At 62.9% G+C, this 21,468-nt stretch carries 19 protein-coding genes; 11 read left to right on the top strand and 8 right to left on the bottom strand.

Annotated elements, in window-relative coordinates; all coding sequences use genetic code 11:
* Positions 1-45 precede the first annotated feature (45 nt).
* Complete coding sequence (locus tag FIV42_RS06120; RefSeq protein ID WP_141196819.1) at positions 46-1,257, bottom strand: metallophosphoesterase; 1,212 nt, start codon at positions 1,255-1,257, stop codon at positions 46-48.
* A gap of 71 nt (positions 1,258-1,328) precedes the next feature.
* Positions 1,329-2,057, bottom strand: coding sequence for a DUF2270 domain-containing protein (locus FIV42_RS06115; RefSeq protein WP_168210455.1), 729 nt, complete (start codon positions 2,055-2,057; stop codon positions 1,329-1,331).
* A 125-nt stretch (positions 2,058-2,182) separates the two neighbouring features.
* On the opposite strand from FIV42_RS06115, the gene FIV42_RS31390 reads away from it, so the two are divergent.
* Both FIV42_RS31390 and FIV42_RS06105 read left to right on the top strand, forming a co-directional pair.
* A complete protein-coding gene (locus FIV42_RS31390) occupies positions 2,183-3,439 on the top strand; it encodes a peptidylprolyl isomerase (protein WP_141196817.1) in 1,257 nt (418 codons plus the stop codon).
* A gap of 150 nt (positions 3,440-3,589) precedes the next feature.
* Entirely contained in the window at positions 3,590-3,904 is a 315-nt protein-coding gene (locus FIV42_RS06105; protein ID WP_141196816.1) for a hypothetical protein, read from the top strand.
* Between the two features lie 5 nt (positions 3,905-3,909).
* Here FIV42_RS06105 and arsC read toward each other — a convergent pair whose 3' ends face one another.
* The gene (gene arsC / locus FIV42_RS06100; protein ID WP_141196815.1) at positions 3,910-4,275 is read right to left on the bottom strand and encodes an arsenate reductase (glutaredoxin); all 366 of its coding nucleotides are present in this window, start codon (positions 4,273-4,275) and stop codon (positions 3,910-3,912) included.
* Between the two features lie 93 nt (positions 4,276-4,368).
* On the opposite strand from arsC, the gene FIV42_RS06095 reads away from it, so the two are divergent.
* Positions 4,369-5,379, top strand: coding sequence for an LNS2 domain-containing protein (locus FIV42_RS06095; protein ID WP_141196814.1), 1,011 nt, complete (start codon positions 4,369-4,371; stop codon positions 5,377-5,379).
* A 259-nt stretch (positions 5,380-5,638) separates the two neighbouring features.
* A complete protein-coding gene (locus FIV42_RS06090; protein WP_141196813.1) occupies positions 5,639-8,791 on the top strand; it encodes a helicase-related protein in 3,153 nt (1,050 codons plus the stop codon).
* Between the two features lie 46 nt (positions 8,792-8,837).
* On the opposite strand, the gene FIV42_RS06085 is transcribed toward FIV42_RS06090, so the two are convergent.
* The 4 genes from FIV42_RS06085 to FIV42_RS06070 all read right to left on the bottom strand — a co-directional run bounded on the left by FIV42_RS06085 (position 8,838) and on the right by FIV42_RS06070 (position 12,589).
* Positions 8,838-9,695, bottom strand: a complete 858-nt coding sequence (locus FIV42_RS06085; RefSeq protein WP_141196812.1) for an Hsp33 family molecular chaperone HslO — start codon at positions 9,693-9,695, stop codon at positions 8,838-8,840.
* 128 nt (positions 9,696-9,823) lie between these two features.
* Complete coding sequence (locus FIV42_RS06080) at positions 9,824-10,087, bottom strand: helix-turn-helix domain-containing protein (protein WP_141196811.1); 264 nt, start codon at positions 10,085-10,087, stop codon at positions 9,824-9,826.
* Between the two features lie 311 nt (positions 10,088-10,398).
* On the bottom strand, positions 10,399-11,229 hold the full coding sequence (locus FIV42_RS06075; protein WP_168210454.1) for an alpha/beta fold hydrolase: 831 nt from the start codon (positions 11,227-11,229) through the stop codon (positions 10,399-10,401).
* A 10-nt stretch (positions 11,230-11,239) separates the two neighbouring features.
* Complete coding sequence (locus tag FIV42_RS06070; RefSeq protein ID WP_141196809.1) at positions 11,240-12,589, bottom strand: hypothetical protein; 1,350 nt, start codon at positions 12,587-12,589, stop codon at positions 11,240-11,242.
* Positions 12,590-12,897: 308 nt separating this feature from the next.
* Between FIV42_RS06070 and hemN the strand changes: the two genes are divergently transcribed.
* The 3 genes from hemN to FIV42_RS06055 all read left to right on the top strand — a co-directional run bounded on the left by hemN (position 12,898) and on the right by FIV42_RS06055 (position 15,561).
* A complete protein-coding gene (hemN, locus tag FIV42_RS06065; RefSeq protein WP_141196808.1) occupies positions 12,898-14,307 on the top strand; it encodes an oxygen-independent coproporphyrinogen III oxidase in 1,410 nt (469 codons plus the stop codon).
* Positions 14,308-14,524: 217 nt separating this feature from the next.
* Positions 14,525-15,172 carry a helix-turn-helix transcriptional regulator gene (locus tag FIV42_RS06060; protein WP_141196807.1) on the top strand — a complete coding sequence of 216 codons (648 nt, stop codon included), beginning with the start codon at positions 14,525-14,527 and terminating at the stop codon, positions 15,170-15,172.
* A gap of 95 nt (positions 15,173-15,267) precedes the next feature.
* Positions 15,268-15,561 carry a 4Fe-4S dicluster domain-containing protein gene (locus tag FIV42_RS06055; protein ID WP_141196806.1) on the top strand — a complete coding sequence of 98 codons (294 nt, stop codon included), beginning with the start codon at positions 15,268-15,270 and terminating at the stop codon, positions 15,559-15,561.
* A 10-nt stretch (positions 15,562-15,571) separates the two neighbouring features.
* On the opposite strand, the gene FIV42_RS06050 is transcribed toward FIV42_RS06055, so the two are convergent.
* The gene (locus tag FIV42_RS06050) at positions 15,572-16,060 is read right to left on the bottom strand and encodes an SMI1/KNR4 family protein (RefSeq protein WP_168210453.1); all 489 of its coding nucleotides are present in this window, start codon (positions 16,058-16,060) and stop codon (positions 15,572-15,574) included.
* Between the two features lie 80 nt (positions 16,061-16,140).
* On the opposite strand from FIV42_RS06050, the gene FIV42_RS06045 reads away from it, so the two are divergent.
* The 4 genes from FIV42_RS06045 to FIV42_RS06030 all read left to right on the top strand — a co-directional run bounded on the left by FIV42_RS06045 (position 16,141) and on the right by FIV42_RS06030 (position 21,419).
* Entirely contained in the window at positions 16,141-16,410 is a 270-nt protein-coding gene (locus tag FIV42_RS06045) for an RND transporter (protein ID WP_141196804.1), read from the top strand.
* Positions 16,411-16,796: 386 nt separating this feature from the next.
* Positions 16,797-18,275 carry a hypothetical protein gene (locus tag FIV42_RS06040; protein ID WP_141196803.1) on the top strand — a complete coding sequence of 493 codons (1,479 nt, stop codon included), beginning with the start codon at positions 16,797-16,799 and terminating at the stop codon, positions 18,273-18,275.
* 325 nt (positions 18,276-18,600) lie between these two features.
* The gene (locus tag FIV42_RS30030; protein WP_168210452.1) at positions 18,601-20,343 is read left to right on the top strand and encodes a hypothetical protein; all 1,743 of its coding nucleotides are present in this window, start codon (positions 18,601-18,603) and stop codon (positions 20,341-20,343) included.
* 218 nt (positions 20,344-20,561) lie between these two features.
* Positions 20,562-21,419, top strand: a complete 858-nt coding sequence (locus FIV42_RS06030; protein ID WP_141196802.1) for a DUF1206 domain-containing protein — start codon at positions 20,562-20,564, stop codon at positions 21,417-21,419.
* Positions 21,420-21,468: the final 49 nt, after the last annotated feature.

Genomic DNA, 21,468 nt, shown 5'->3' with positions numbered 1-21,468 from the left:
CAGGGCGAGTACGTTTCAAAAAGTCTGTCACTGTACGTGCCTGCATCAGTGCCCCGTCAGCGTCCGCGTCCACTCGGTGTTGCCGTCCGCGTCGCAATATTCGGCGACGACCTTGTTCTCGTGGAACTCCATGAACAAAAAGCCGAGCGTGGCTTCGCCAAAGGCGAGGTCATTGTCGCGGTCTTTCATGCCGCGCAGCTTGGCGCCGGCGCCGCTGACCGCAAACCAACTGTTGCACGGGCGGGTGTCGTCCTCCCAGAACGGCCAGGTCGGGATATCGGGCACGCTGTTGAACCACTGGCGGTTGTGATCGTGGCCCGACAGGTAGAAGTCGACGCGGTTGCAGACGAATTCGTCGATCCACTTGCGGAACTCGCCGCCGTTGATCGTCAGGTCGCCCGGGATCCCTTCGTAGGAGCCGGCGTTTCCGTGCTGGCCGTCGGAGCGGTACGGGTGGTGGCCGAACGCGATCGTCCAGCGTGCGTCGGTGCTCGAAAGCACGCCTTCGACCATTTGGCCGTGGTCGTCGTACTTGGTGCCCAGGTAGGCCAGCGAGTTGGTCTCGAGGGCCATCAGGTGCACGTTACCGACTTTCTTCTCCCACCAGGCCGACGGAAAGTAGAACCAGTCGTTTTGCGCCGCGTAGTCGATGTAGTGCTGGATGAGGTCGCGGTTGAGCCCCGCGCCGCCCAGGTCGTGGTTGCCGAGCGACACGTAGATCGGCATGCGCTCGCGGTTGTCTGGCTCACCGTCGGCGGGGGGCGGGCCGAGCTTGAGGCCACGATAGGGTTCGTCGACTTTGGTGGTGAATTGCGGGTCGGTCGCGCTCTCGGGGCCGGTGTCGTAGATGTTGTCGCCCAGCATCAAGAAGCCGTCGCAGCCGCCGGCGCGGTCGCAGCGCGCTTGCGCGCCCTGGGCGACGCGAAGTTGCTCGGGGTTACCCTCGCCTGTGTCGCCCATGACGATAAAGCGGGTGACCTGAGGTGGCGGAGGGCTGGTGTCCTCCTCGACATCGGGCGCTGTGTCTTGCTCGCCGGTGTCGGGCGCCTCGCCAGTGTCTTCTTCTCCGCTCGTATCTTCAGGCGCCGCAGTGTCTTGCGGAGGCGTGTCGTCGGCGTCGGGGGCCTCCAACGTGGCGTCAGCGGTGCCACCGGTGGCGGTTTCGTCCTCCGAGCAGCCCGCCGCCGCGGCCAGACCCATCACCAACAGCGCACAAAGCGCGCGTCTCCAACGTGTGCTCCCGTTCGAGCCAATCATCGTATCCTCGCTCAGTTAAGGCTTTTCTGGCGCGATTTTAGCGGATGGTAGGACGAATACAAGCGCGGCCCTTAGTCCTTCTCCTCGTCGTTCTCCGGGTGCTTTTCAATCTCCTCGGCCGTCGGCGGCCGGTACAGCCAGCCGGTGGGAACGAGGCGTCGGAACGGGGAGGGCTGTTGGGTCCAGTTGATCAGCCGGTCGGAGGGGGCGCGGACGGCCAAGATGAGCGCAAAGACCAGCAGGGCGATGGCCCCCGTCATCACTGCCGTGCCTCCCAGCGGGCCGAATTCAGCCCGCCCGATAAACTCGGCGGTGCTCGTCGGCCGTGACGGGTGGATATCCAGCTTGAGAAACCAGGCACCGAGGGTGACCAGCAGCACGTAGAAGTAGTTTCGCCGGATGCGGAAGCCGATGGCGTCGAACAGGCTGATACGCGGCACCGTGTGGCCGAGATCGTCGGCGAGTTCGCCGAGTTTTTCGGCCACTCTCTCTTCGTCCCACCGAGCCTCTCCGGAGAGGGCTTCGGCGAACACGTACTGGTGCATCAGCCGAATGCGGTTGTGCCAGATGTCGTAGATTTGGTAGCGCCGCGACTCCATGAGCAAAAAGAACAGGTCGAGGAGCACCAGGAGGAGCAAGATGAAATGCGGCGTGCTCGCCGAGCTGAGCACGAACGAGATGATCGCCGCGTTGGTCACCACGGCCCAGTTTGTGGTCGTGTCGAGGCGCTGGCGCCATACGTCGGCGTGGGCGAGGGCAGCGCGGTAAAAGTGGACGACGGCTGTGGAGGGCTCTCTCATGGGGGAAATGATATCGACGAACCACACGAGCGTCGAGTCCGCCGGCAGGAGCGCTGGGAGGCTTCCCCGCGCCTGCATCGGAGCATTCGATATGCTACGTTTATCGCATATTGAAGCGCTGGAAGATGACCACACAGATTGGGAACCCGATGAAATTGCCCCGCCGCATTGCTCTCGCTACCACCGCTGCGTTGATCCTCGCAGGCTGTGCCTCCTCTTCGTCGGCCGATGGAGCGGCGGACGCGCCCACCGAGCGCGCTCCGCTGACCGAGCCGGACGACGCGGCTACCTCCGAGGCGGAGCGGGAGGCCGACCAGGCCGGTGAGGGCGCAGATGCAAAGTCAGCCGCTGACAAAGCCGACAAGCCGGTGATTCACGCGACCGGACCGGTCGCCATGATCGATGGCGAGGAGATTTCTGCCGAAAGGTACAACGCCCAGATCGAGAACCGGACCCGGGCAATGGGCGGGCAGATGCCGCCGAGCATGGCGAACATGCTCAAAAAGCGCGTGCTCGACCGCCTGATCGAGCAGAGGCTGGTCGATCAGCGCCTCGCGGCCGAAAAGAATCTCGAGGTCAGCGACCGCGAGGTCGAAGACGAGTTTGCCGAATTCGTCGAGCGCTTTCCCAGTCGCCAAGCGTTCGAGACCTTTCTCGACCGCAACGGTCTGAGCGAAGAGGAGATGCGCCAGAACTTGGCCAAAGATCTTCGGCTCCGAAAGCTCTTGAAAAGGGAGTACAAGCTCGAGGTCACCGAACAGGATATCGAGGACTACTACGACTCGAATCTCGAGCGCTTCGAGAAGGACGAGCAGGTGCGGGCACGCCACATTCTCGTCAAAGTCGCCAAGGGAGCCACGGCCGCCGAGGAGACCGAGGCCCGACAGCGAGCCGCCGACCTCGTGCAGAAGGCCAAGAGGCCCAACGCCGATTTCGGCGAACTCGCCAAGAAGCACTCCGAGGGACCGTCCGCCAGCCGGGGAGGCGATCTCGGCTACTTCCCGCGACAGCGCATGGTCCCCGAGTTTTCGAAAGCAGCGTTCTCGCTCAATCCCGGCGAGATCTCGCAACCAGTGCGGACTCAATTTGGCTTTCACGTCATCATGGTCGAAGACGTCAAACCTGCAGGTCGCACTCCTCTCGAGGAGGCGAAGTCCCAGATTCGCCAGCAACTCGAGCGCAAGCAGTATCGCGGGGCCATGAAGAAATTGATCGCCAAGCTCGAAGCCGACGCAACCATCGAGCGCAAGCCGGAGAATATCGAGGTGAACGTCGAGAAGAGCGACGACATGCAGCCCGCGATCAAGGGCAGCGAGGCGTTGCGAAAGAAGCTGCAGAAGCGCTTACGCCAGCAGCAGCGCAAACAGAACCAGCAACCTTAATTCGCCGCCTGCTGGCCGCCGCGGGTCGATCCTGGCGATCGGCACGCAACGAAATCGGTCTCTCTGCCGAAAACCTATATGAGGGGTTTGGCCTTAACTCGTTCGACGGAGAGACTGATGGCGACCTCCCTTTGCGAAACAAATCGACAGATGGAACCAACGCGTGCGGCGCTCGAACGCTTCGAGTGGCTGGTCGATCGATGCGCCGACCAGGTCAGCGGCGCTTGTCCGGAGCGACTCGCCAAGACCTTAGTCGATGCGAGCGTCCGCACGTCGAGCAAGGAGCGCGCTCTGGTGATTCTCGGTCTGCTCGGCACGGTGCGGGCACAGGCCGTGTTGCGCTGGTTCGACCCCGCCGGCCAGCATTGGCGGGTGCGCTTGCTCCACCGATTAGCGACGCGTGCGTGTGCGAACCGGCTCGAATCCGTGCGCCAGACACAGTCGAGCCGGCGACGCGCCGCCTGAGCGAATCAGGCCTCCTCGAAGAGCGACAAGACGTTCTCGGGCGGTCGTCCCAGCGCGGCCTTGTCGCCGGCGATGACCACCGGGCGCTCGATGAGGATGGGGTTGTCGACCATCGCCTCGATGAGCTCGTCGCGGCTGAGGCTCTCGTCGTCCAGGCCCAGTTCCTTGTACTCGTCCTCCTTTTTGCGCATCAACTCGCGCGGGCTCATGCCCAGTTTGTCGAGCACGTCGCCCAGAGTGTCGGCGTCGGGCGGATCTTGGCGATACTTGCGAACCTCGGGCTCGATGCCGCGCTCTTCGAGGAGGGCGAGGGTTTTTCGCGACTTGCTGCAGCGCGGATAGTGCCAGATTTCGACGTTTTTCGTTCCCACTTTGCGCTCCTTGCGTTTTGCTGAATTAGCCGTCAGCTTGCTTAGTAACACGGCTCGTATAACGAATGCTGCCTTACTGGACAACGAATGATGATGAAAAAACGACGCACCCGAGCACTGTTCTTGTCGGTGGTCGCTCTCACGTGGTTGTGGAGCGCGAGTGTGAGCGCGCAGGAACTCGATTTGGAGGACCACAGCGCGTGTAGTTATCCAGACGGGTTTCCCAAGTTGCCTGAGGCCGATTGGCGCCACTCACGCAGCGAGCTCATCGCCGACGTTGGAGAGCCGTGGCATTTTGCCCGCGATGCTGTGACCGTGACCAACTCAGGGGTCGAATTGCAGGCCAAGTTCACCTATGGCGACGTCTCCAAGGATATGGAAGACGAGAAGGTCCGGGTGCTCCTCCAGACCTGCGACGGTTGGCAAAAGCTCGGCGAGGCGCTCACCGACGACGACGGCTGGATGCAACTCGACTATACTGGGGCGCTCGAACCCGGGGTCTACCGCGTCCTCTTCCAGCAAGTCGCCGACGGCACCTATGCGACGTCCAAGCTCTGGGTGGTGCCCAAAGGGACCAAAGTAGCCATTTTCGACATCGACGGGACGCTGACCACAGGGGACGAAGAGATCTTCGCCGAGGTCACCGACGACATTGTCGACGTCGGCGATTACGTGCCCGAGGCTTATCCCGGCGGAAAGGAAATCAGCAAGTACTACGCTCAGCGCGGTTATCTGCTCGTCTACCTTACCGGTCGTCCCTACTGGCTCGCCCAGCACAGCCGCAATTGGCTTGTCGACGAGGGCATGGCCGACGGGGTGCTGCGGTTGACGACGACCCACAGCGATTCGTGGCCCTCCGATTCGGCCGTCGGCGAGTTCAAGCTGGCCGAGCTTCGGTTGCTGCAGGCCGCGGGCCTGTCGGTCGACGTCGCCCACGGCAACGCCACGACCGATATCAGCGCCTATATCGGCGCAGGTGTGCCCAAAGAGCAGATCTGGATCATCGGTCCTCACGCAGGCGAGCAAGGGACTCAGAAAGTCAAAAAAGGGTGGGATGCAACGCTGGATGCGTTGCAGAGTCAGCAGCCGACGGCGGATCGATGAGCTATTGAAGCAGACAAACTACAATTTGGGGGGCGTGTTATCGACCACGTCTGAAGGATCGACCCTCAAATTGTAGTTTGTCTGCCCAAATAGCGCCCAATCCACCCACCGCGTTCAAAGGACCGACCCCCAAATCGTAGCTTGTCCGCTCAAATCGCCCTTGAAATTTCGACGAGTTGTTGCCATTGCGTGTTGATTTGACGGCCTCGGTGCCAATGATCAAGCCACCAAATATCCTTAACCAAAGAACTTTCCTGCCATGACCGTAATCCCCGCCGGCGCGCTTATTCGTAACCGTGAAGTCCCTGAACTCGGCTCTGGCCGCGTGATCGCGGAACTCGAGGGAGGGGCCGCCAAGGTTGTCTTCGAAAACTCCGATGAAGTGCGCGAGGTACGCCTGCAGCACGCCGATATCGTGCGCCAGCCGCTGATGCCGGGTACGCTGGTCAAGGTCCAACGCGGCGACAAAGTGCTCGAAGGCGAGATCACCGACGTCGACTGGCCCGACTCGCCGCGCGAGTTGTGCGTCTATATGGTCGACATCGACGGTGACGAAGACACCATCTTCGAGTCGCAGATTACCCCCCGCGAGCCCGCCTCGAGCGATCCGCGCGACCATTTCGGCGCGCTGCACTGGCGCGGGCCCTTCCGATTCTTCTCGCGCTGGGACATGCACCGCACGATCTCGCGCTGGTACGAGGACTCGGAGGGACTTCCGACGATGATCGGCGCGCGCATCGTGCCGCAGTTGCACGAAGTGCACGCGGTGCGAAACGTGCTGTGGGATACCAAGCGGCGCTACCTGCTCGCAGACGAGGATGCTCAGGCTCGCCTGTACGAGGCGGGGATGGTCATCCAGCGCATGTATGCCTCCGATCCGCACCTGCGCGTGCTGGTCATCGCCCCGGGGCGGCGCACCCATCGCTGGCAGACCGACCTGGAGCAGCGGTTCGGAAACCGCTCGTTCGTGCGTGTCGACGCCAGCCACCTGGAGGCCAATCCCCAGGAGCGCTGGGCCGCGGTGAGCCACAACCAGCGTCTAATCGTCTCGATGGGTTGTCTGCAGCAGTTTCCCCAGGCGTGCTCCGAGCTGATCTTGGGGGCGGGATGGGACATGGTGGTCTTCGATGACGTGCACCGCCTTCGCCACAATGACCCGGCCTATGACTGTCTGTCGGCCGTGTCGCTGGAGAGTGAGCACGTTTTGATGCTCGGCGCGCTTCCCGAGACGCCCGATGCTGCCAGCCTGGCGCCGATGCTGGCGCTGCTTCGTCCGGGCGTCTACGACGCGACCGATACAGCGGCGGTCCAAGCCCGGCTCGACGGACTCGACGGCGACCACTTGGAGCGCCGCGTGGTCCGAAGCAGCCGCGAGCGACTCGAGCAGTACGATGTCACGTGGAACGAGCGCGAGCACGAGGTGCTTCGCTACGAGCCCGACGAGAGCGAGCGCGCCATCGCCGAACATCTGCAAGCGCTGCCACCGGAGAGCCTGGGCAATCCCTTGCAGCTCGCCCTCCGGGGGCTCTACTACGCCGCGGCGGCAGGCGCTCCCGACCGGCTCTTCGCGATGCTCGACGAGCGCCTCGAATCCATCGAGACGACGGCGGGCAACGCCCACCAGGAACTGCTTCCCTTCGACCTACTCGGCATCGACGCCGGGCCGCGCGAAGAAGAGATGCTGTGGGATATGATCGTGGCCGGCGCCAGCGAAATGGACGGCGAAGGCGAGTGGATCGCCGAGGCGATGAGCCTGGTTGGCCAGTGGCACGCCGAATCCGAGATGGCCTGCGCGCGCTTCGAGGCCGCAGCCGGGTGGATCGAGGCGTTTTTGGCCGAGGAGAACGAAGCCGAAGACGATGAGGAGGACGACGGCGAGCCGCCGCGCAAGGTCTTGGTGGCCTGCACCTCCGAGCAATCGGCCCAGGACCTGTCGTTCTTTTTGGAGAGCCGCTTCGAAATGGACGCTGTCGAGGTGGTTCACGCACGCCAGCCTGCGCCCGAGCAAAACGACGCCGTCGAGCGGTTCCGCCGCGATGCGACGTGTCGTGTGCTGGTGTGTGACGAGACTGGCGCGGCTGGGCGCGACCTGTCGAACGCTTCGGTCATCGTGCACGTCGAGCAGCCGTGGTCGGCCACCCGCGTCGAGCGACGCATCTCGTGGGTCGACCAGATCCACCGCAATCGCGAGACCCCGGTGCGCTCGGTGGTGCTCGTCGGGCCCACCGGCGTCGAGCAAGCTCTGCACGAGCTATATGACGAGGTGCTCGGGGTGTACGCGGCGACGTCGTACGACCGAGAGTACACCGTTGCCGACATCGACCGTGACATTTGGATGGCGGCCTGCGCCGGCCAAGAGGCCGTCGGCGGGCTAGTCGCACGGACTAAAGAGAAACTCGACTCCCTCGCCGAGGTCGACACGACCGCTTATCAGGCGGCGCTGGACGCCTCCGATGAGCGTTTGGAGGCCGACGCCGAGTTCGCCGACTTGCTCGATTTTGTCGACGGGGTCGCCGACTCGCTGCCCATCCGCCACTGGGCGCGCATGCTCGGCATCCAAGATCATTCGGCGGGGCCGGGTATCTACGATTTCAAGTGGCACTGGAAGAACGTGCGTCGCGGCCTTACCGGCTTCGACACCAGCCCCGAGGATGTCGACTTTTTGATGCCTCAAGAGCAAGTCGAGATGATGTCGGGCACGTTCAGTCGCAAGCGGGCGCTTCGAAGTGAAAACCTCGAGTTCTTCGCCCCGGGCCACCGGTTTATCGACGCGCTTATCGAAGACGCGCTCGCCCCTACCGATGGTCGCACCACCGTGTTCGCGCGCCGTCTGGGTCCCCAGAACCGAGGCAAAGCCTATCTCAACGTAGTCGCGCTCGCTCAGCTCGACCCTGAAGCCTGGGGAGCGCACGACATGCCGCCGGGACTCATCAACCGCGCCTATCGGCATTTGTGGCCCGAGTCGATCTCGGTACCCGTCGAGATCGACCTCAAAGGCCGCAGAGACCCGCGCATCGTCGAAGATTGGGATCTGATCCAGAAGATCGAGGAGAGCTACCAAGGCCCCGAGGCCGACCAGAAGATCGAATACGAGATCTTCATCCAGGCCATCGAAGACATCGCCCGCTTCCGAAAGCTTCTCAACGAAGCCGTCGAGCTGGCCTTGGAGAAGTTGAAGGAAGACCGCGCCGGGCTGGTCGATGGAGCGGCCGCCGAGTTGGGCGACGACCTCGCCGCCGAGATGGAGGTCTTGAAGGCCGAGGCGGCCAGCGACGACGAGCAGCGCGCGAACGAAGCTGCCTACGAGCTCGAGCTGCTCGAAAAGCTCATCGACAGCGTGCGCCACGAGAAGCTCGAGCTCGACGCTCTTGCTATCGTCGTGGCGGGCACGCCCCAGATTTTGATGAGATAATCAGTCGGTGCGAGTGCATGACGCGCTCGCCCCACACGCCCCACATTTATACCGCATCGAGCAACGAGCGCACGCGCACGGTGCTGATGCGGTATTTCTCTGCGCAATAATCGCATGTGATATCGAGGGGCTCGTCGTCTTCGACGAGCTCTTCGAGGTCGGAGCGGCCGAGCGTTGCCAGCGAGCTCAGGAAGCGCTCGCTGCTGCAATTGCAGCCGAAGTGGACCTCGTCCTCTTGGAGCACGTCGTAGTCGATGCCTTCGAGCATGCGGTCGAGGAGGGCCTTCGGATCGGCGTCGACCTCCACCAACAAATCTTCGGTGTGGCCGAGCTGCTCGAGGTGGTCGGTGACGCGCACGAGCGCCATCAGGTCCGCTTTGGGCATATGCTGGACGATGTAGCCGCCGGCCGCGACGACCTCGTCGCCGTCGAGCTTGCAGCCCACGCCGATGGCGCCCTCGACCTGCTCGGAGCGAAGCATGTAGGTGGTCAACGACGCCGACAACCCGTGCTCGGGTGTGGTGGCGACGACCCCTTGATGCAACTCGCCATTGGGCAGCTCTCGGATGATCTGCAGGTGGGTTTTGTCACCCAACTCGATCTGGGTATTGCCGCGCAGATTGACCAGCCCACGGGTCATGCCATCGGGATGCGAGTCGGCGACCATGCTGCCGCCCTCGGTGCGCTTGAGGATCACCTGTACGCGCATCTTGGGGGCCATCGTCTCTCGGATGAGCACGGCGCCGGTCAACAACTCGGCATACATGCGGGCCACGTCGCCGCTGACCCCCTGAGTTTCGATGGCTCGGCGCACCGTGTCGGTGCTGCGGATGGCGATGGCGCGAAAGCCGTCTTTGTCGGTCATCGCGCGGACGGTGTGATCTTGTTGGGGTTGGGCGGTCATCGGCACTCCTGATGCAAAAAGCAATGTGATGCCTCGCTAGCTACGGTGTTCGAGGCGCGAGGTCAACCAACGTCATCGTATAACCGACGATGCCGGGCTCACATTCACAGGTCGTGCAGAAATGGCGCTCAGCCTTTGCTGGCCTGGTCCAAGGGCCGAAGGAGTTCGCGCGGATCCACCGTCAGAGCGTTGGCGACCGCGATAATATTGTCGATGGAGATATTGCGTTTGCCGTTTTCGACCGTCGACAGATAGGCGCGGTTGATCCCTGCTTCGAAGGCAAGGTCCTCCTGAGACATATCACGCTCGAGCCTCAAGCGCCGGATATTGCCGCCGACAAGGCGCCGGCCGCAGGAGATCGGGTTGGGTTTTTCGTCACGTGTGTCAGCCATGGTGCTCAACTCGCGGCAGAAAGCGCGGTCCATCCTCAATAGGTCGCCACTCTAAACCTAAGACCCTTGTTTGTGCCGTCGACTTTACGTAACAAAATGCGTGTTTGACGGTACGTGTGGGTGGGAGCTTCCTACAAACGTTGCTTGGGACCGGATTGTGTTGCAGTCATCGGCGGCAAAGTGCCGTGCCTGAGATGCAGAAATGCTTCGTCGAGATGCGTGTCACGAACACGTCTCGAGAGGCATGTTTAGCACGTTTAACACGTGGTTTGCAGATTAAAAAGGTCGGGTTCGCGATTTGGCAGCGATTGTCACCGGTGAGTGACAAGCCATTCCAGCGCCTGAGGAACAACTCCGCGGGCCTGGCCGAGCCCGGCGTCGAGTGCCGCGGGAAAAAAGACATGACCGCCGTCGTCGACCCAGCAAAGCTCGAGGAGCTGGGGCGCCTGGCGCACCAGGGGCTCGATGCTGCCGGCTGGAATCATCGGGTCGTGGTGACTGGCCACCAGCAACGCGGGGATCTGGAGCGTGCCCAGACGCGGGCCCACGCTCATCTGACGGTAGTAGTCGTCGGGTCCCGCGAAGCCGTAGCGCGGAGCCACCGTCAGGGCGTCCCACTCGCGCAGCGTACGCACCTGGCGCACCCGCTCCAGCGGGGTGGGCGCGCGCCCGCGGCGGTCGACGTGGGCGTACATGTCGCGCAACTCGCGCAGGATATATTCGCGGTAGACCTTGCGCGCCGGCGCGTCGAGCCACCGCTGCACGGCCCCCAGATCGAGCGGCGGACAGACCGCAGCCACCGCGCGCAGGCGTGCGTCGGCGCCTTCGACCGCAGTGCGCAGCGCGACGTGCCCGCCGAGTGAGAATCCGATGACCAGGAGATGATCGTAGCGCTCGAAGTCAGCGTCGGAGAGCGCGGCGCGCAGATCGTCGGTCAGCCCGGCATGGTAGAAGTCTTCGCCGCTACCCTGCGCGCCGCGAAGGCAGAGGCGCAAGCAGGAAAAGCCGGCCTGCTCGACCGCGATGGCCGCGTCGATGGCATAGGCGCTGTCGCAGTGCCCGCCCAACCCGTGGACGATCGTGACCAGCGTGTCGCTGCCGGGCCGCCGCCGATAGAGGCCGTGCAGTTCGATCGGCCCCACCGCAGGATCGTCAAGAGTGTGGGACCACGCCCGAGCTTTCGGAGCTCGACGCGGCAAGATGCGATGACGCACCGTGGGTGTGATCGTCCAGAGGTGACCGGCGAGTTTTTTCGTCAGTTGGTTGAGCACGGGCGTTCCTCGGGCGCGTCGACAATAGCTTGGGTTGCGCCGCCAAGATCCAGACGGCCGCGGCTATCGGCAGCAGACTGCCCACGGCGGCAATCCAGAGGCGATACGCCCCCAGAAGTTGCGGCGGCCACAGGCCGGTGGTCGGCAGCATGGTCACCAGCAGGCCGACCACGGCCGCCTGCATCCAACGGCTGTGCCGCGGGCGCACATTCCCCCAGGTTCGCCTGGCCGACTCGACCAAGCCCAGGCTGACGGCGCCCAGAAAGAGGACGTGCAGGTACATGATGCGCAGCCCGGCCGTCTCGGCCCAGGCAGCCACCGCGGGCACAATAAACAGCATCTGGGCGAGGCCTTTCAAGCCCAAAAAGACGAGCACCATCCGCCACAATCCGCTTCTTGCACGACGCGCGCGCCACAATACTACGGTGTGGCCCACGAAGCCGACCCCGACCATCAACCCGCCGAGGGCTGCCATTTGGCGCAACTCGTGCGGTACGATCGCCGAGCGCATTCCCAGCAAGAACGTGATCGGAAGCCCGGCGACGATCAACCAGGTCAGCCAGCCACGTTTGCCCCTCATCTCGACGCCGAGGTGATCGTGGACCAGCCCCAACAGGGCAATGCCCAGCCAGCCGTCCGAGAAGAGGCCCAGGAAGAAGTGCACGGCCCCGTCGGTCAGGAACACGTCTTCGACCCCCATGCCCATCAGCGCCCCACGTGCCCAGGCGCCGATGGAGCTGACCACGAGGGCGACCACGGCGACGTCCCACAGCGCCAGCGTCGTGTCGCGTCTGAGCGCGCGCGTTCGCTTCCAATACAACCAGGCGAACGCGTACCAGGCGAACATCGAGGCGGTCGAGAAGATGATCGACAGCGGCATCTCGACGCCGAGCACGCCCGTGGTTTTGTAGCCGTCGAGGGCGAATGGAAGGAAGCTGCAAAGCCCGAGCACCAGGTTCGCGCCGAGCACCCACTCCATGGGGCGGCCGAACCCTTCGCGCAACCGCCGGTCGAGTCTCGAGACCATCAGCGCCATCAACGCTGGGGTGACCCAACTGAAGAACATCAGGTGGGAGTGAGCCCGACGCACGTTGTCGAAGGCCAGCTCGAAGGGCAGCGCGCCGGTGGTAAAGCCGACGCGGAACGCCGTGCCTGCAAGTGCGGCGAGCACGAAGCAGCCGAGCGCTAAGATCCAATATTTGGACCATCGATGGGTCGTACGCGGGTCCATAGTGCTCCGATTGAGTCGGTGGCGTGCCCGGGCAGTCGGCGCCGACGGGATTATCGTCGCCTGTGGTGGCTTTTAAGCAAAGGGCGTTCCATATGGCCCTGCTGGCGATCGGAGAAGGATCGGTGCGCAAAATATGCGTGGGTGGCGAGTTGATGCGCAGGTTTTGCGCGCGGCTGGGGCGCGCATACAGTATATTCACTTTAAATTACGTATATTTGGAACTCTCGGTCGCATTCTTGCATCACAAGTGTGGGTCAGACTTGTGGCCGGGTTTTGCCGGCCTGCAGCATCCGCCCATTGGAGAAGTGATGTCCCAACAGACTGCCCAAACTCAAACCGATCGTGAGCAATTCGTCGTCGATATCGACCTGCTCAAAAAATACAACGTCGCCGGCCCGCGCTACACGTCGTATCCCACGGCGTTGCATTTTGATGAACAGGTCGACGCGGCCACCGTGCGTCGGCGCCTCGTCGAGCAACTCGATCGCAGCCGGCCGATGTCGCTGTATTTCCACCTGCCGTTCTGTCGACGGCTGTGCTGGTACTGCGCATGCACCAAGGTCATCACCGGCGATCGCAGCAAGAGTCGCGACTATCTGGAGTTGCTCGAGCGCGAGATGTCGTTGCGCGACGAGATTACCGCGGGGCGCCCGGTCGTGCAGATGCACTTTGGTGGGGGCACCCCGACCTTCTTGAGTGCCGACGAGATCCGCCTGCTCGGCGAGCGCATCCACGAGCACTTCGACTTCGACCGGCACGCCGAGATCAGCGTCGAGATCGACCCGCGCGAATTCGACCCGGCCAAGGCCAAAGCGCTGGCTGAGATCGGTTTCAACCGCGCCTCACTGGGCATTCAAGACAGCAACCCTGAGGTCCAGCAGGCGATCAACCGCATCCAGCCGATGGACCAGAACCGCCAGACGGTCTCGTGGCTTCGAGCCACCGGGATCAACTCGATCAACGTCGACCTGATCTACGGACTGCCGCACCAGACCTTGGAGTCGTTCGAGCGCACTATCGACGATGTGCTCGAACTCGACCCCGACCGGTTTGCGATCTACAGCTATGCGCACGTGCCGTGGGTCAATCCCGCCCAAAAACACCTGGAGAAGACGGGCCTTCCCTCGGCCGATACCAAATTGCAACTGCTCAAGCTGGTCATCGAGCGGCTGTGTGCCGAAGGCTATGTCTATATCGGCATGGATCACTTCGCTCGTCCCGACGACGAACTCGCCGTCGCCCAGCGCACCGGCAAGCTGCAGCGCAATTTCCAAGGCTACAGCACCTGGGGCGGCACCGAGATCATGGCCTATGGCATGTCGGCCATCTCGCAGTCCGAAGATATGTATTTTCAAAATTACAAAGGTCTCGACGACTACGGGCAGGCGCTTCAGGCGGGGCAGGGGCCCGCTTATCGCGGCGTGATCCTCTCCGAGGAGGACCAGATTCGCCGCCAGGCTATCATGGAGGTTATGTGTCGCGCCCAGGTCGACTACGCGGCGATGTCCGAGCAGATGGACATCGACTTTGCCTCGTATTTCGCCGAGGACATCGCCAGCTTGGACGAGCTCGAGGAAGACGGCTTGGTGCGTCGCCATCCCGACCGCCTCGAGATTACTGAAACGGGGAGGTTATTTATTCGTAACATTGCGATGAAGTTCGACGGCTATCTCAAAGCGGGTCAAGACGGCCCGCGGAGTTACTCTAAAACCGTTTGAGCGAGGCTTTCCGAGCTGTTCATGAGCTTTGCTGAAACTTATTTCAACGCGTATTGAACAAACGCCTTCACCTCGACCCGCTGCTCGTGTAGTTTATGAGCAACTTTAGGGCGCTTGTGCTCGAACCGTCCGGTCAAATAGCTTGTCGGACACGGCCAACACAAGTGTCGGGTCGCACGCGCGACTCAGTACGCATATACGCTCTTGGGAGCAGCTGATGAAGAAGAGCCTACTCTCTGAGGCCAAAGCAGCGCTGATCGACATGATGAAAGTCGAGGGGGAAATCTCCGTCGACGACGCAGTTGACGAGCTGGACCTGGCCAAGACGACCATTCGACAACACCTGCAATTGCTCGAGCAGTACGGGTTGGTCAAGCGGCGCCAGCAGCGCCAAGGCCGCGGTCGCCCGCGGATCATGTACAGCCTGACTGAAGAAGCACGCGAGTTTTACCCCAGCCTCGAAGGTGAGTTGCTCCACGAACTGGTGGAGTATCTCATCCAGCAAGGTCACCTGGGCCTGGTCGATGACTTCTTTCGCCAGCGGTGGCGTCAGGACAGCGAACGTGTCATGGCTCAGGCCGACGCCGCCGGCGGCAATTGGCAGGCGCGCATGGACGCGCTGGGCGCCTTTCTGAGCGACCGCGGCTTTCTGCCCGAGATGGACGGCGAGACCAACGGCACCCAGGTCAAGGTGTGCAACTGTCCGTACCGCTCGGCGGTGGCGGCCACCCGCCTGCCGTGCCGGCTCGAAATCCAACTGCTCGAGAAGCTCAGCGGGCGCAAAGTCGAACGCACCGAATATATCCTCGACGGCGATCCGTGCTGTGTCTACCAGTTCGGTAAGGAACTCGCCGCGGAGACTTGACGCATGCGGTCCCGCGGGCGTAAGAAGCGTGCGACCAATCCGGTCAACGCAGCGCTGTTTGACGCGCCGATTGTTTGCTGGCAAGGAGACCCATCATGACCTTCGTCATCGCCGAGCCCTGCCAGGGCACCTGTGACACCTCGTGTGTGGAAGTTTGTCCCGTCGACTGTATCCACGGCCCCTTGTCGGTCGACGAGATTCGCGAGATTCAAGCCGCCGGGGACGACGAGCGGCTGGCCAACATCCAACTGTATATCGATCCGGACATCTGCATCGATTGCGGTGCCTGTGAGCCGGAATGCCCGGTCGAGGCGATCTTCGAAGAGTGGGACGTCCCCTCGGAGTGGGAAGACTACACCGAGAAGAACGCCGAATTCTTCCAGCAGTAAGGCACCCTAGTCAGGGATGCAAAAACTGGCCGCGTTCGCCGAGTTCATCGCGAATGCGCGCCAGCAAAAAGCTGCCAAAATCGAGCTCGAAATAGTTGGGCTCTTGAGTATCACCGTAGTCCCGCGGAAACTCTGCGACCGGACACTCTTCGTTGTAGCGCCGATCGGCACAATCGAAGCCAAAAAAGGCTTCGCTGCCGTACGGCGCGACCACGACGTGGGTAGTTGGCAGGTTGCCGTGGGTACGCTGGTCTAGGGTACGGCTGACGACGTCGAGCATGCTGTCGACCTCCGGGCCGATGACCCCGAAGAAGGTCTGGTCGCCGAACTGGCCGGCCCCGAGATCTTCCAGAAAGCGTCGGTAGCTGGGCGGAAACTTCACCCCGAGCCGGTCTTCGGCGCGGGCGATCTCGTGATCGGAGGCGCCGCCGCGAAAGTCGGCGCGCTCGGAGTGTCGTTGGATGAGGCGAGCGGCTTCTTCTGTTTCGTGCGTTCCCATCGACGGCCTCTTAACTGTCAAAGTCATGGTGCACTCTCGTCCATCGAAGGTGCACACCACGTCTGCGCCGAGCAACCGTCATGGCGAGTGAATCCTCCAGCCGCATACGCGCCTTTTTCGAAGAACTCTCCTACCGTTGGTTGGTGCCCTTGGCTGCGCTCACCGCGTTGGCGCCGTGGCCGGCAGGGGCCGAGCCGCACCTGTGGGAGAAGTTCAACATGCTCGCCGACGGCCAGCTGACCCGCCCCCTCGACATCTTCGACGTCTTTTTTCACGGAACGGCGTTGGTGCTGCTGCTCGTCAAGGTCGCCCTCGACCTCTCTACCGGCTCGTCCGAGTCTGATACTTGAGCCCGCAGTCTCCCAACTACCGCTTCGAACGCGAGCCCTTCCGGCTAAAAAGGTTGAAAGACGATCCGATAGCCGGCGTGTAACAGTCAATTCTGCAAGTGGCTGACAACGCACGGGTTTCCATTCCTCTCAATTATCCCCTTTTCAACCTCGAATATCCTCTTAGTTTCGGAATTGCAGCATCGAAACGTAGGGGGATGTCGCACATTTAGCGACATGTCCACGCCCGGCACCCGGATGCATCTATGCACGATGCGGGGCGTGAGTCGATTCGATTTTTCTCACTGAGGAAGACCGGTGGGTGTAGCGTTGTGCCCGTTACGGACGGGGCGCTGGAGCCGTCGCCGGCTTCTGGGGGACGTATGATGAGAGGAACAGCGAGTAGTTTGACTAAGTTACTGACCACGGCGGCGCTGTCGCTGATGGTGGCCGGGGTGAGCGCATGCGGGCAGGCTGGCGATGATGGGCCGGTCCCCGAGAGCGCGACCTCCACTTCCGGGCAGACCGCCGGCGGCGGGAGCAACGGCCAGTGCCAGGTCATCCAAGGCACGGTCAATATCGACAACCAGGGCGATCTGCAGCGCTTTGCCGACCTCGATTGCTTCACCGTCGAACGCCACTTGTTTGTCCAAGAGACCGACGACATCACCGACCTGAGCGCGCTGAGCGGGCTTCGAAGCACCGGCGGCTTTATCGGTATCGCCGACAACACCGCCCTGGTGTCGGCCAGCCTTCCCAACCTCCAGGAGACCGGTGAAGGCCTGGTGCTCGAGGGGAACACCGCGCTCGAGACCATCGAATTCGCCAGCCTGCGCCACGTGTCCGGCTACCTGCACGTGTTCGACAACCCTGCGCTCGAGTCGGCCAGCTTTCCGTGGCTTCTGGGCGTGGGCGACGACGTCATTTTTGCCGGCGTCGACGCCATGACCAACCTCGATTTGCCGCGGCTGAGCTGCGTGATGGGTACGTTCATCTACGAGCACTCCGACGGGCTCGAATGCCTGTGCCTGCCCAACCTGGTCGTGGTCAACGGCGACTTCAAAGTGCACTTCAACGGCGGCCTCGAGAGCCTGTCTGCACCGGTGCTGACCACCGTGTGGGGCGACGTGGAGCTGGAGCGAAACCCGCAGCTGGCCCACCTCGACATGGCGTGCCTGGAGACGGTCCAGGGCGACTTCATCGCGCTGCATAACTTCAGCCTGGCCCAGTGCACCATCGACGAGCTGGTTGCCGACATCGACACCATCGGCGGTGACGTGGTCGCGGGCGACAACTCGCAGACCTGCCCCGAAGAGCCGGTGACCGCAGCCGACGTCGGCTGTGACGACTGCATGACCAATATCTGCGTGCCGGCCGAGCAGCCGACTCCGGGCGACGACGATGACGACGATACGCCCGACGCCGGCGACGACGATGACGACGATGACGCCGGTATGCCCGACGTGGGCGACGACGATGACGCCGGCATGCCCGACGTGGGCGACGACGATGACGACGTCGGTGACGGTTTCCAGGGGTGCACGCCCGGCTACTGGAAGAACCACCTGAACGACTGGTGTGGTTACTCGCCCGGCGCGACGCTCGGCTCGGTCTTCGACCTGTCGATCTACACGTCGCTGTCCGGCATCAGCTTGGAGGCCGCACTCAGCCTTAGCGGTGGCCCGAGCGAGGTCGACGCCGCCGGACTCTTGCTCCACCACGCGGTCGCCGCCTTGCTCAACGCCTGCGCGCTCGATTACCCCCTGACCGAGGCGGAGATCGTCTCCAAGGTCAACGCCGCGCTGGCGTCCGGGGAGCGCAGCGACATGCTCGATCTCAAAGACGAGCTCGATGCCATCAACAACCAATACCCGTGCCCCCTGTAACGGCGCACGTTCCGACGAATCGCAGCCGACGCAGTCGCCTCGAGCGCGACTGACTGCGCGGTGCGCTTCGAGGCCGCGGCTCTTCGGGAGCCGCGGCCTTTTTTTGTTGCGTTTTGCTTAAGCGTCGGAAGTGGCTGTGTTTGGTGGGTTTTGGCTCTCGCTCTTTTTACTTCTCAACTTCTGCGACCCACTTAGGTTCTCTGTTGCGGCAACGAAAAGTAGTGAAATGTCAGAGGTTTGGTGGCATTTCGTGAGAACCTGTGCATCGGAGTCTGCGGTGGTGACCAGGTTGCTCGTTTGTTGGTTTCACACATGGGGGAGAACCATGAGCAGAAGACCAAATACCTTTGCGAGACTCTTGGCCACGGCGTTTCTGTCGCTGATGGTAGCAGGCGTGACTGCGTGTGGTCAGGCCGGAGACGACGGACCGGTGCCCGAGAGCGCCACCGCCTCGGGTGGGCAAACCAATGGTGCCGAAGACGGCCAGTGTCAGCTCTTCGAGGATACGGTCAACATCAACTCGCAGGCCGATCTTCAGCAATTCGCCGGACTCGACTGCTTCCGCGTGGAGCGTCACCTGTTCGTCCAAGAAACCGACGATATCACCGACTTGAGCGCGCTGAGCGGGCTTCGAAGCACCGGCGGTTTTATCGGCATCGCCGACAACACCGCCCTGGTGTCAGTGAGCCTGCCCAACCTCGAGGAGACCGGCGAAGGCCTGGTGCTCGAGGGCAACACCGCGCTCGAGACGATCGAATTCGCCAACCTGCGCCACGTGTCCGGCTACCTGCACGTGTTCAACAACCCGGCGCTCGAGTCGGCCAGTTTTCCGTGGCTTCTGGGCGTGGGCGATGACGTCATCTTTGCCGGCGTCGACGCGTTGACCAACCTCGAACTGCCGCGGCTGACTTGCGTGATGGGCACGTTCATCTTCGAGCACTCCGATGGGCTCGAATGCCTGTGCCTGCCCAACCTGGTCGTGGTCAACGGCGACTTCAAAGTGCACTTCAACGGGGGCTTGAGAAGCGTGGCCGCCCCGGTGCTGACCACCGTGTGGGGCGACGTCGTCTTGGAGCGTAACCCGCAGCTGGCCCACCTGGACCTGTCGTGCCTGGAGACGGTCGCCGGCGACTTCGTCGCGCTGTTTAACTTCAGCCTCGCCCAGTGCACCATCGACGACTTGGTCGCCGACATCGACACCATCGGTGGCGACGTGGTCACCGGGGACAACTCGCAGACCTGCCCCGAAGAGCCGGTGACCGCAGCTGACGTCGGTTGTGACGAGTGCCTGACCAATATCTGTGTGCCCGGTCCCCAACCGCCGACGCCTCCGCCCGGCGACGACGATGACGATGACGACGACGATGACGACGACGCCGGCTTCCCGGACGTGGGAGACGACGATGACGACGACGCCGGCATTCCGGACGTGGGAGACGACGATGACGACGACGCCGGCTTCCCGGACGTGGGAGACGACGATGACGACGACGCCGGCTTCCCGGACGTCGGCAAGCCCGATGTGGGAGACGACGACGATGATGACGACGACGCCGGCTTCCCGGACGTCGGCAAGCCCGATGTGGGAGACGACGACGATGATGACGACGACGCCGGCTTCCCGGACGTGGGAGACGACGATGATGATGACGACGAGATCGAAGGTCGGATGACCGGTGGCGGCAACATCGTGGTCAATGGCCTGCGGGTCACCCACGGCTTCCAGCTGCACTGCGACCTCGAGGGACCCTCGGACAACCTGCAGGTCAACTGGGGACGGGGCAACCGCTTCCATCTCGAGTCGCTCACCTCGGTGATGTGCTCGGATGATCCGACGATCGACGAAGGCCAGCCGATGGCCGGCTTCGACACGCTCACCGGTGAAGGCATGGGTCGCTACAACGGCGAGTCGGGCGCGCGCGCCGAGTGGACGTTTACCGATGCCGGCGAGCCGGGGCGCAACGATCTGTTCAGCATTCGGATCTACGACGCCGACGACGAGTTGGTGCTCGACGTCTCGAGCACTCTGCGTGGTGGCAACCACCAGGCCCATCGCGACAATCAGTAATCGCGTCTACGAAGCGCCATAGGCGTGATCCGTCGACGCCCTTGAGGCGTTGACGGAAGCAAGGCCGCGGCCCCCTTCGGGCCGCGGCCTCTTCTATATCGCATGGTCCTCGGGAGCGCCGTGAGCAGGTTTAATGACGAGGGCCGGTGTCGCTGTGGCTCTGACTGCAGCTGGCATCGGTGGAAGTGCTCGATTTGCTGGATTACCGGAGGTATCCGATGTCAGAGCATATAGACAAGAATGTACAACGTGGAAAACGAGCGGCCCGACGTGCCGGAGACGAAGCGGCCGACTGGGCCGAGCCGATGGCACGGGTGGGCTACGCGGCCAAAGGATTCGTCTACATCGCCGCCGGAGTGTTGTCTGCCATGGCGGCGTTCGGCTATGGCGGGAAGACCACCGGCTCGAAGGGGGCGCTGGCCTCCTTGGCCAACGAGCCGTTCGGCCAGTTTCTCATGATCGTGTTGGCCGTCGGCTTATTCGCCTACGCCGGGTGGGCCATGATTCAGGCCTTCGTCGACCCCGAAGCCGAGGGCACCGACGCCAAGGCGTTGGCCAAGCGCGGCGCGAAATTCATCAGTGGCTTGATCTACGGCGGTTTGGGCGTCTACGCCGCGCGACTCTCCCAGGGCACTGCCAGTGGCTCGGGGGGCCAAGGCAAGGCGACCACGTGGTCGGCCAAGGTCATGCAGTGGCCCGGCGGCGAATGGATGGTCGGCGCGGCCGGCGGCATCATCGGCATCTACGGACTGGTGCAAGCCTGGCGAGGCAAAGAGCTCAAGTTTCTGGAGAGCCTCGATGAGTCCGAGATCAGCCCCAAAGAGCGACGAGGCATCAAGATCTTGGGGCAGGTCGGTCTGTGGGCGCGCGCGGTGGTCTTTTTGATGATCGGCGCCTTTCTCATCGTCGCTGCCGTCCAGCACAACCCGCAGCAAGCCATGGGACTGCAGGAGACGCTGGCCACGCTGCTCCAGCAACCCTACGGCAGCTGGCTGATGGGCGCGGTGGCGCTGGGGCTGGCGGCCTACGGCGTGTTCTGCTTCGCCAAAGCGCGCTATCGCGTCATCCGGACCTGAGCTTCTTCTGACCAACGCAGTTCTGAACAGGCCAACGCAGTTCTGAACA

Origin of the sequence: Persicimonas caeni, assembly GCF_006517175.1 — a bacterium.
GTDB lineage: Bacteria > Myxococcota_A > Bradymonadia > Bradymonadales > Bradymonadaceae > Persicimonas > Persicimonas caeni.
The sequence above is the reverse complement of the archived record's forward strand: the minus strand, read 5'-3'. Positions and strand labels throughout refer to the sequence as shown.

Bases quoted from the DNA above. Each gene is read 5' to 3' on its own strand.
- FIV42_RS06120 (WP_141196819.1), bottom strand. From the start codon at position 1,257: ATGATTGGCTCGAACGGGAGCACACGTTGGAGACGCGCGCTTTGTGCG.
- FIV42_RS06115 (WP_168210455.1), bottom strand. From the start codon at position 2,057: ATGAGAGAGCCCTCCACAGCCGTCGTCCACTTTTACCGCGCTGCCCTC.
- FIV42_RS31390 (WP_141196817.1), top strand. From the start codon at position 2,183: ATGACCACACAGATTGGGAACCCGATGAAATTGCCCCGCCGCATTGCT.
- FIV42_RS06105 (WP_141196816.1), top strand. From the start codon at position 3,590: ATGGAACCAACGCGTGCGGCGCTCGAACGCTTCGAGTGGCTGGTCGAT.
- FIV42_RS06095 (WP_141196814.1), top strand. From the start codon at position 4,369: ATGAAAAAACGACGCACCCGAGCACTGTTCTTGTCGGTGGTCGCTCTC.
- FIV42_RS06090 (WP_141196813.1), top strand. From the start codon at position 5,639: ATGACCGTAATCCCCGCCGGCGCGCTTATTCGTAACCGTGAAGTCCCT.
- FIV42_RS06085 (WP_141196812.1), bottom strand. From the start codon at position 9,695: ATGACCGCCCAACCCCAACAAGATCACACCGTCCGCGCGATGACCGAC.
- FIV42_RS06080 (WP_141196811.1), bottom strand. From the start codon at position 10,087: ATGGCTGACACACGTGACGAAAAACCCAACCCGATCTCCTGCGGCCGG.
- FIV42_RS06070 (WP_141196809.1), bottom strand. From the start codon at position 12,589: ATGGACCCGCGTACGACCCATCGATGGTCCAAATATTGGATCTTAGCG.
- hemN (WP_141196808.1), top strand. From the start codon at position 12,898: ATGTCCCAACAGACTGCCCAAACTCAAACCGATCGTGAGCAATTCGTC.
- FIV42_RS06060 (WP_141196807.1), top strand. From the start codon at position 14,525: ATGAAGAAGAGCCTACTCTCTGAGGCCAAAGCAGCGCTGATCGACATG.
- FIV42_RS06055 (WP_141196806.1), top strand. From the start codon at position 15,268: ATGACCTTCGTCATCGCCGAGCCCTGCCAGGGCACCTGTGACACCTCG.
- FIV42_RS06050 (WP_168210453.1), bottom strand. From the start codon at position 16,060: ATGGGAACGCACGAAACAGAAGAAGCCGCTCGCCTCATCCAACGACAC.
- FIV42_RS06045 (WP_141196804.1), top strand. From the start codon at position 16,141: ATGGCGAGTGAATCCTCCAGCCGCATACGCGCCTTTTTCGAAGAACTC.
- FIV42_RS30030 (WP_168210452.1), top strand. From the start codon at position 18,601: ATGAGCAGAAGACCAAATACCTTTGCGAGACTCTTGGCCACGGCGTTT.
- FIV42_RS06030 (WP_141196802.1), top strand. From the start codon at position 20,562: ATGTCAGAGCATATAGACAAGAATGTACAACGTGGAAAACGAGCGGCC.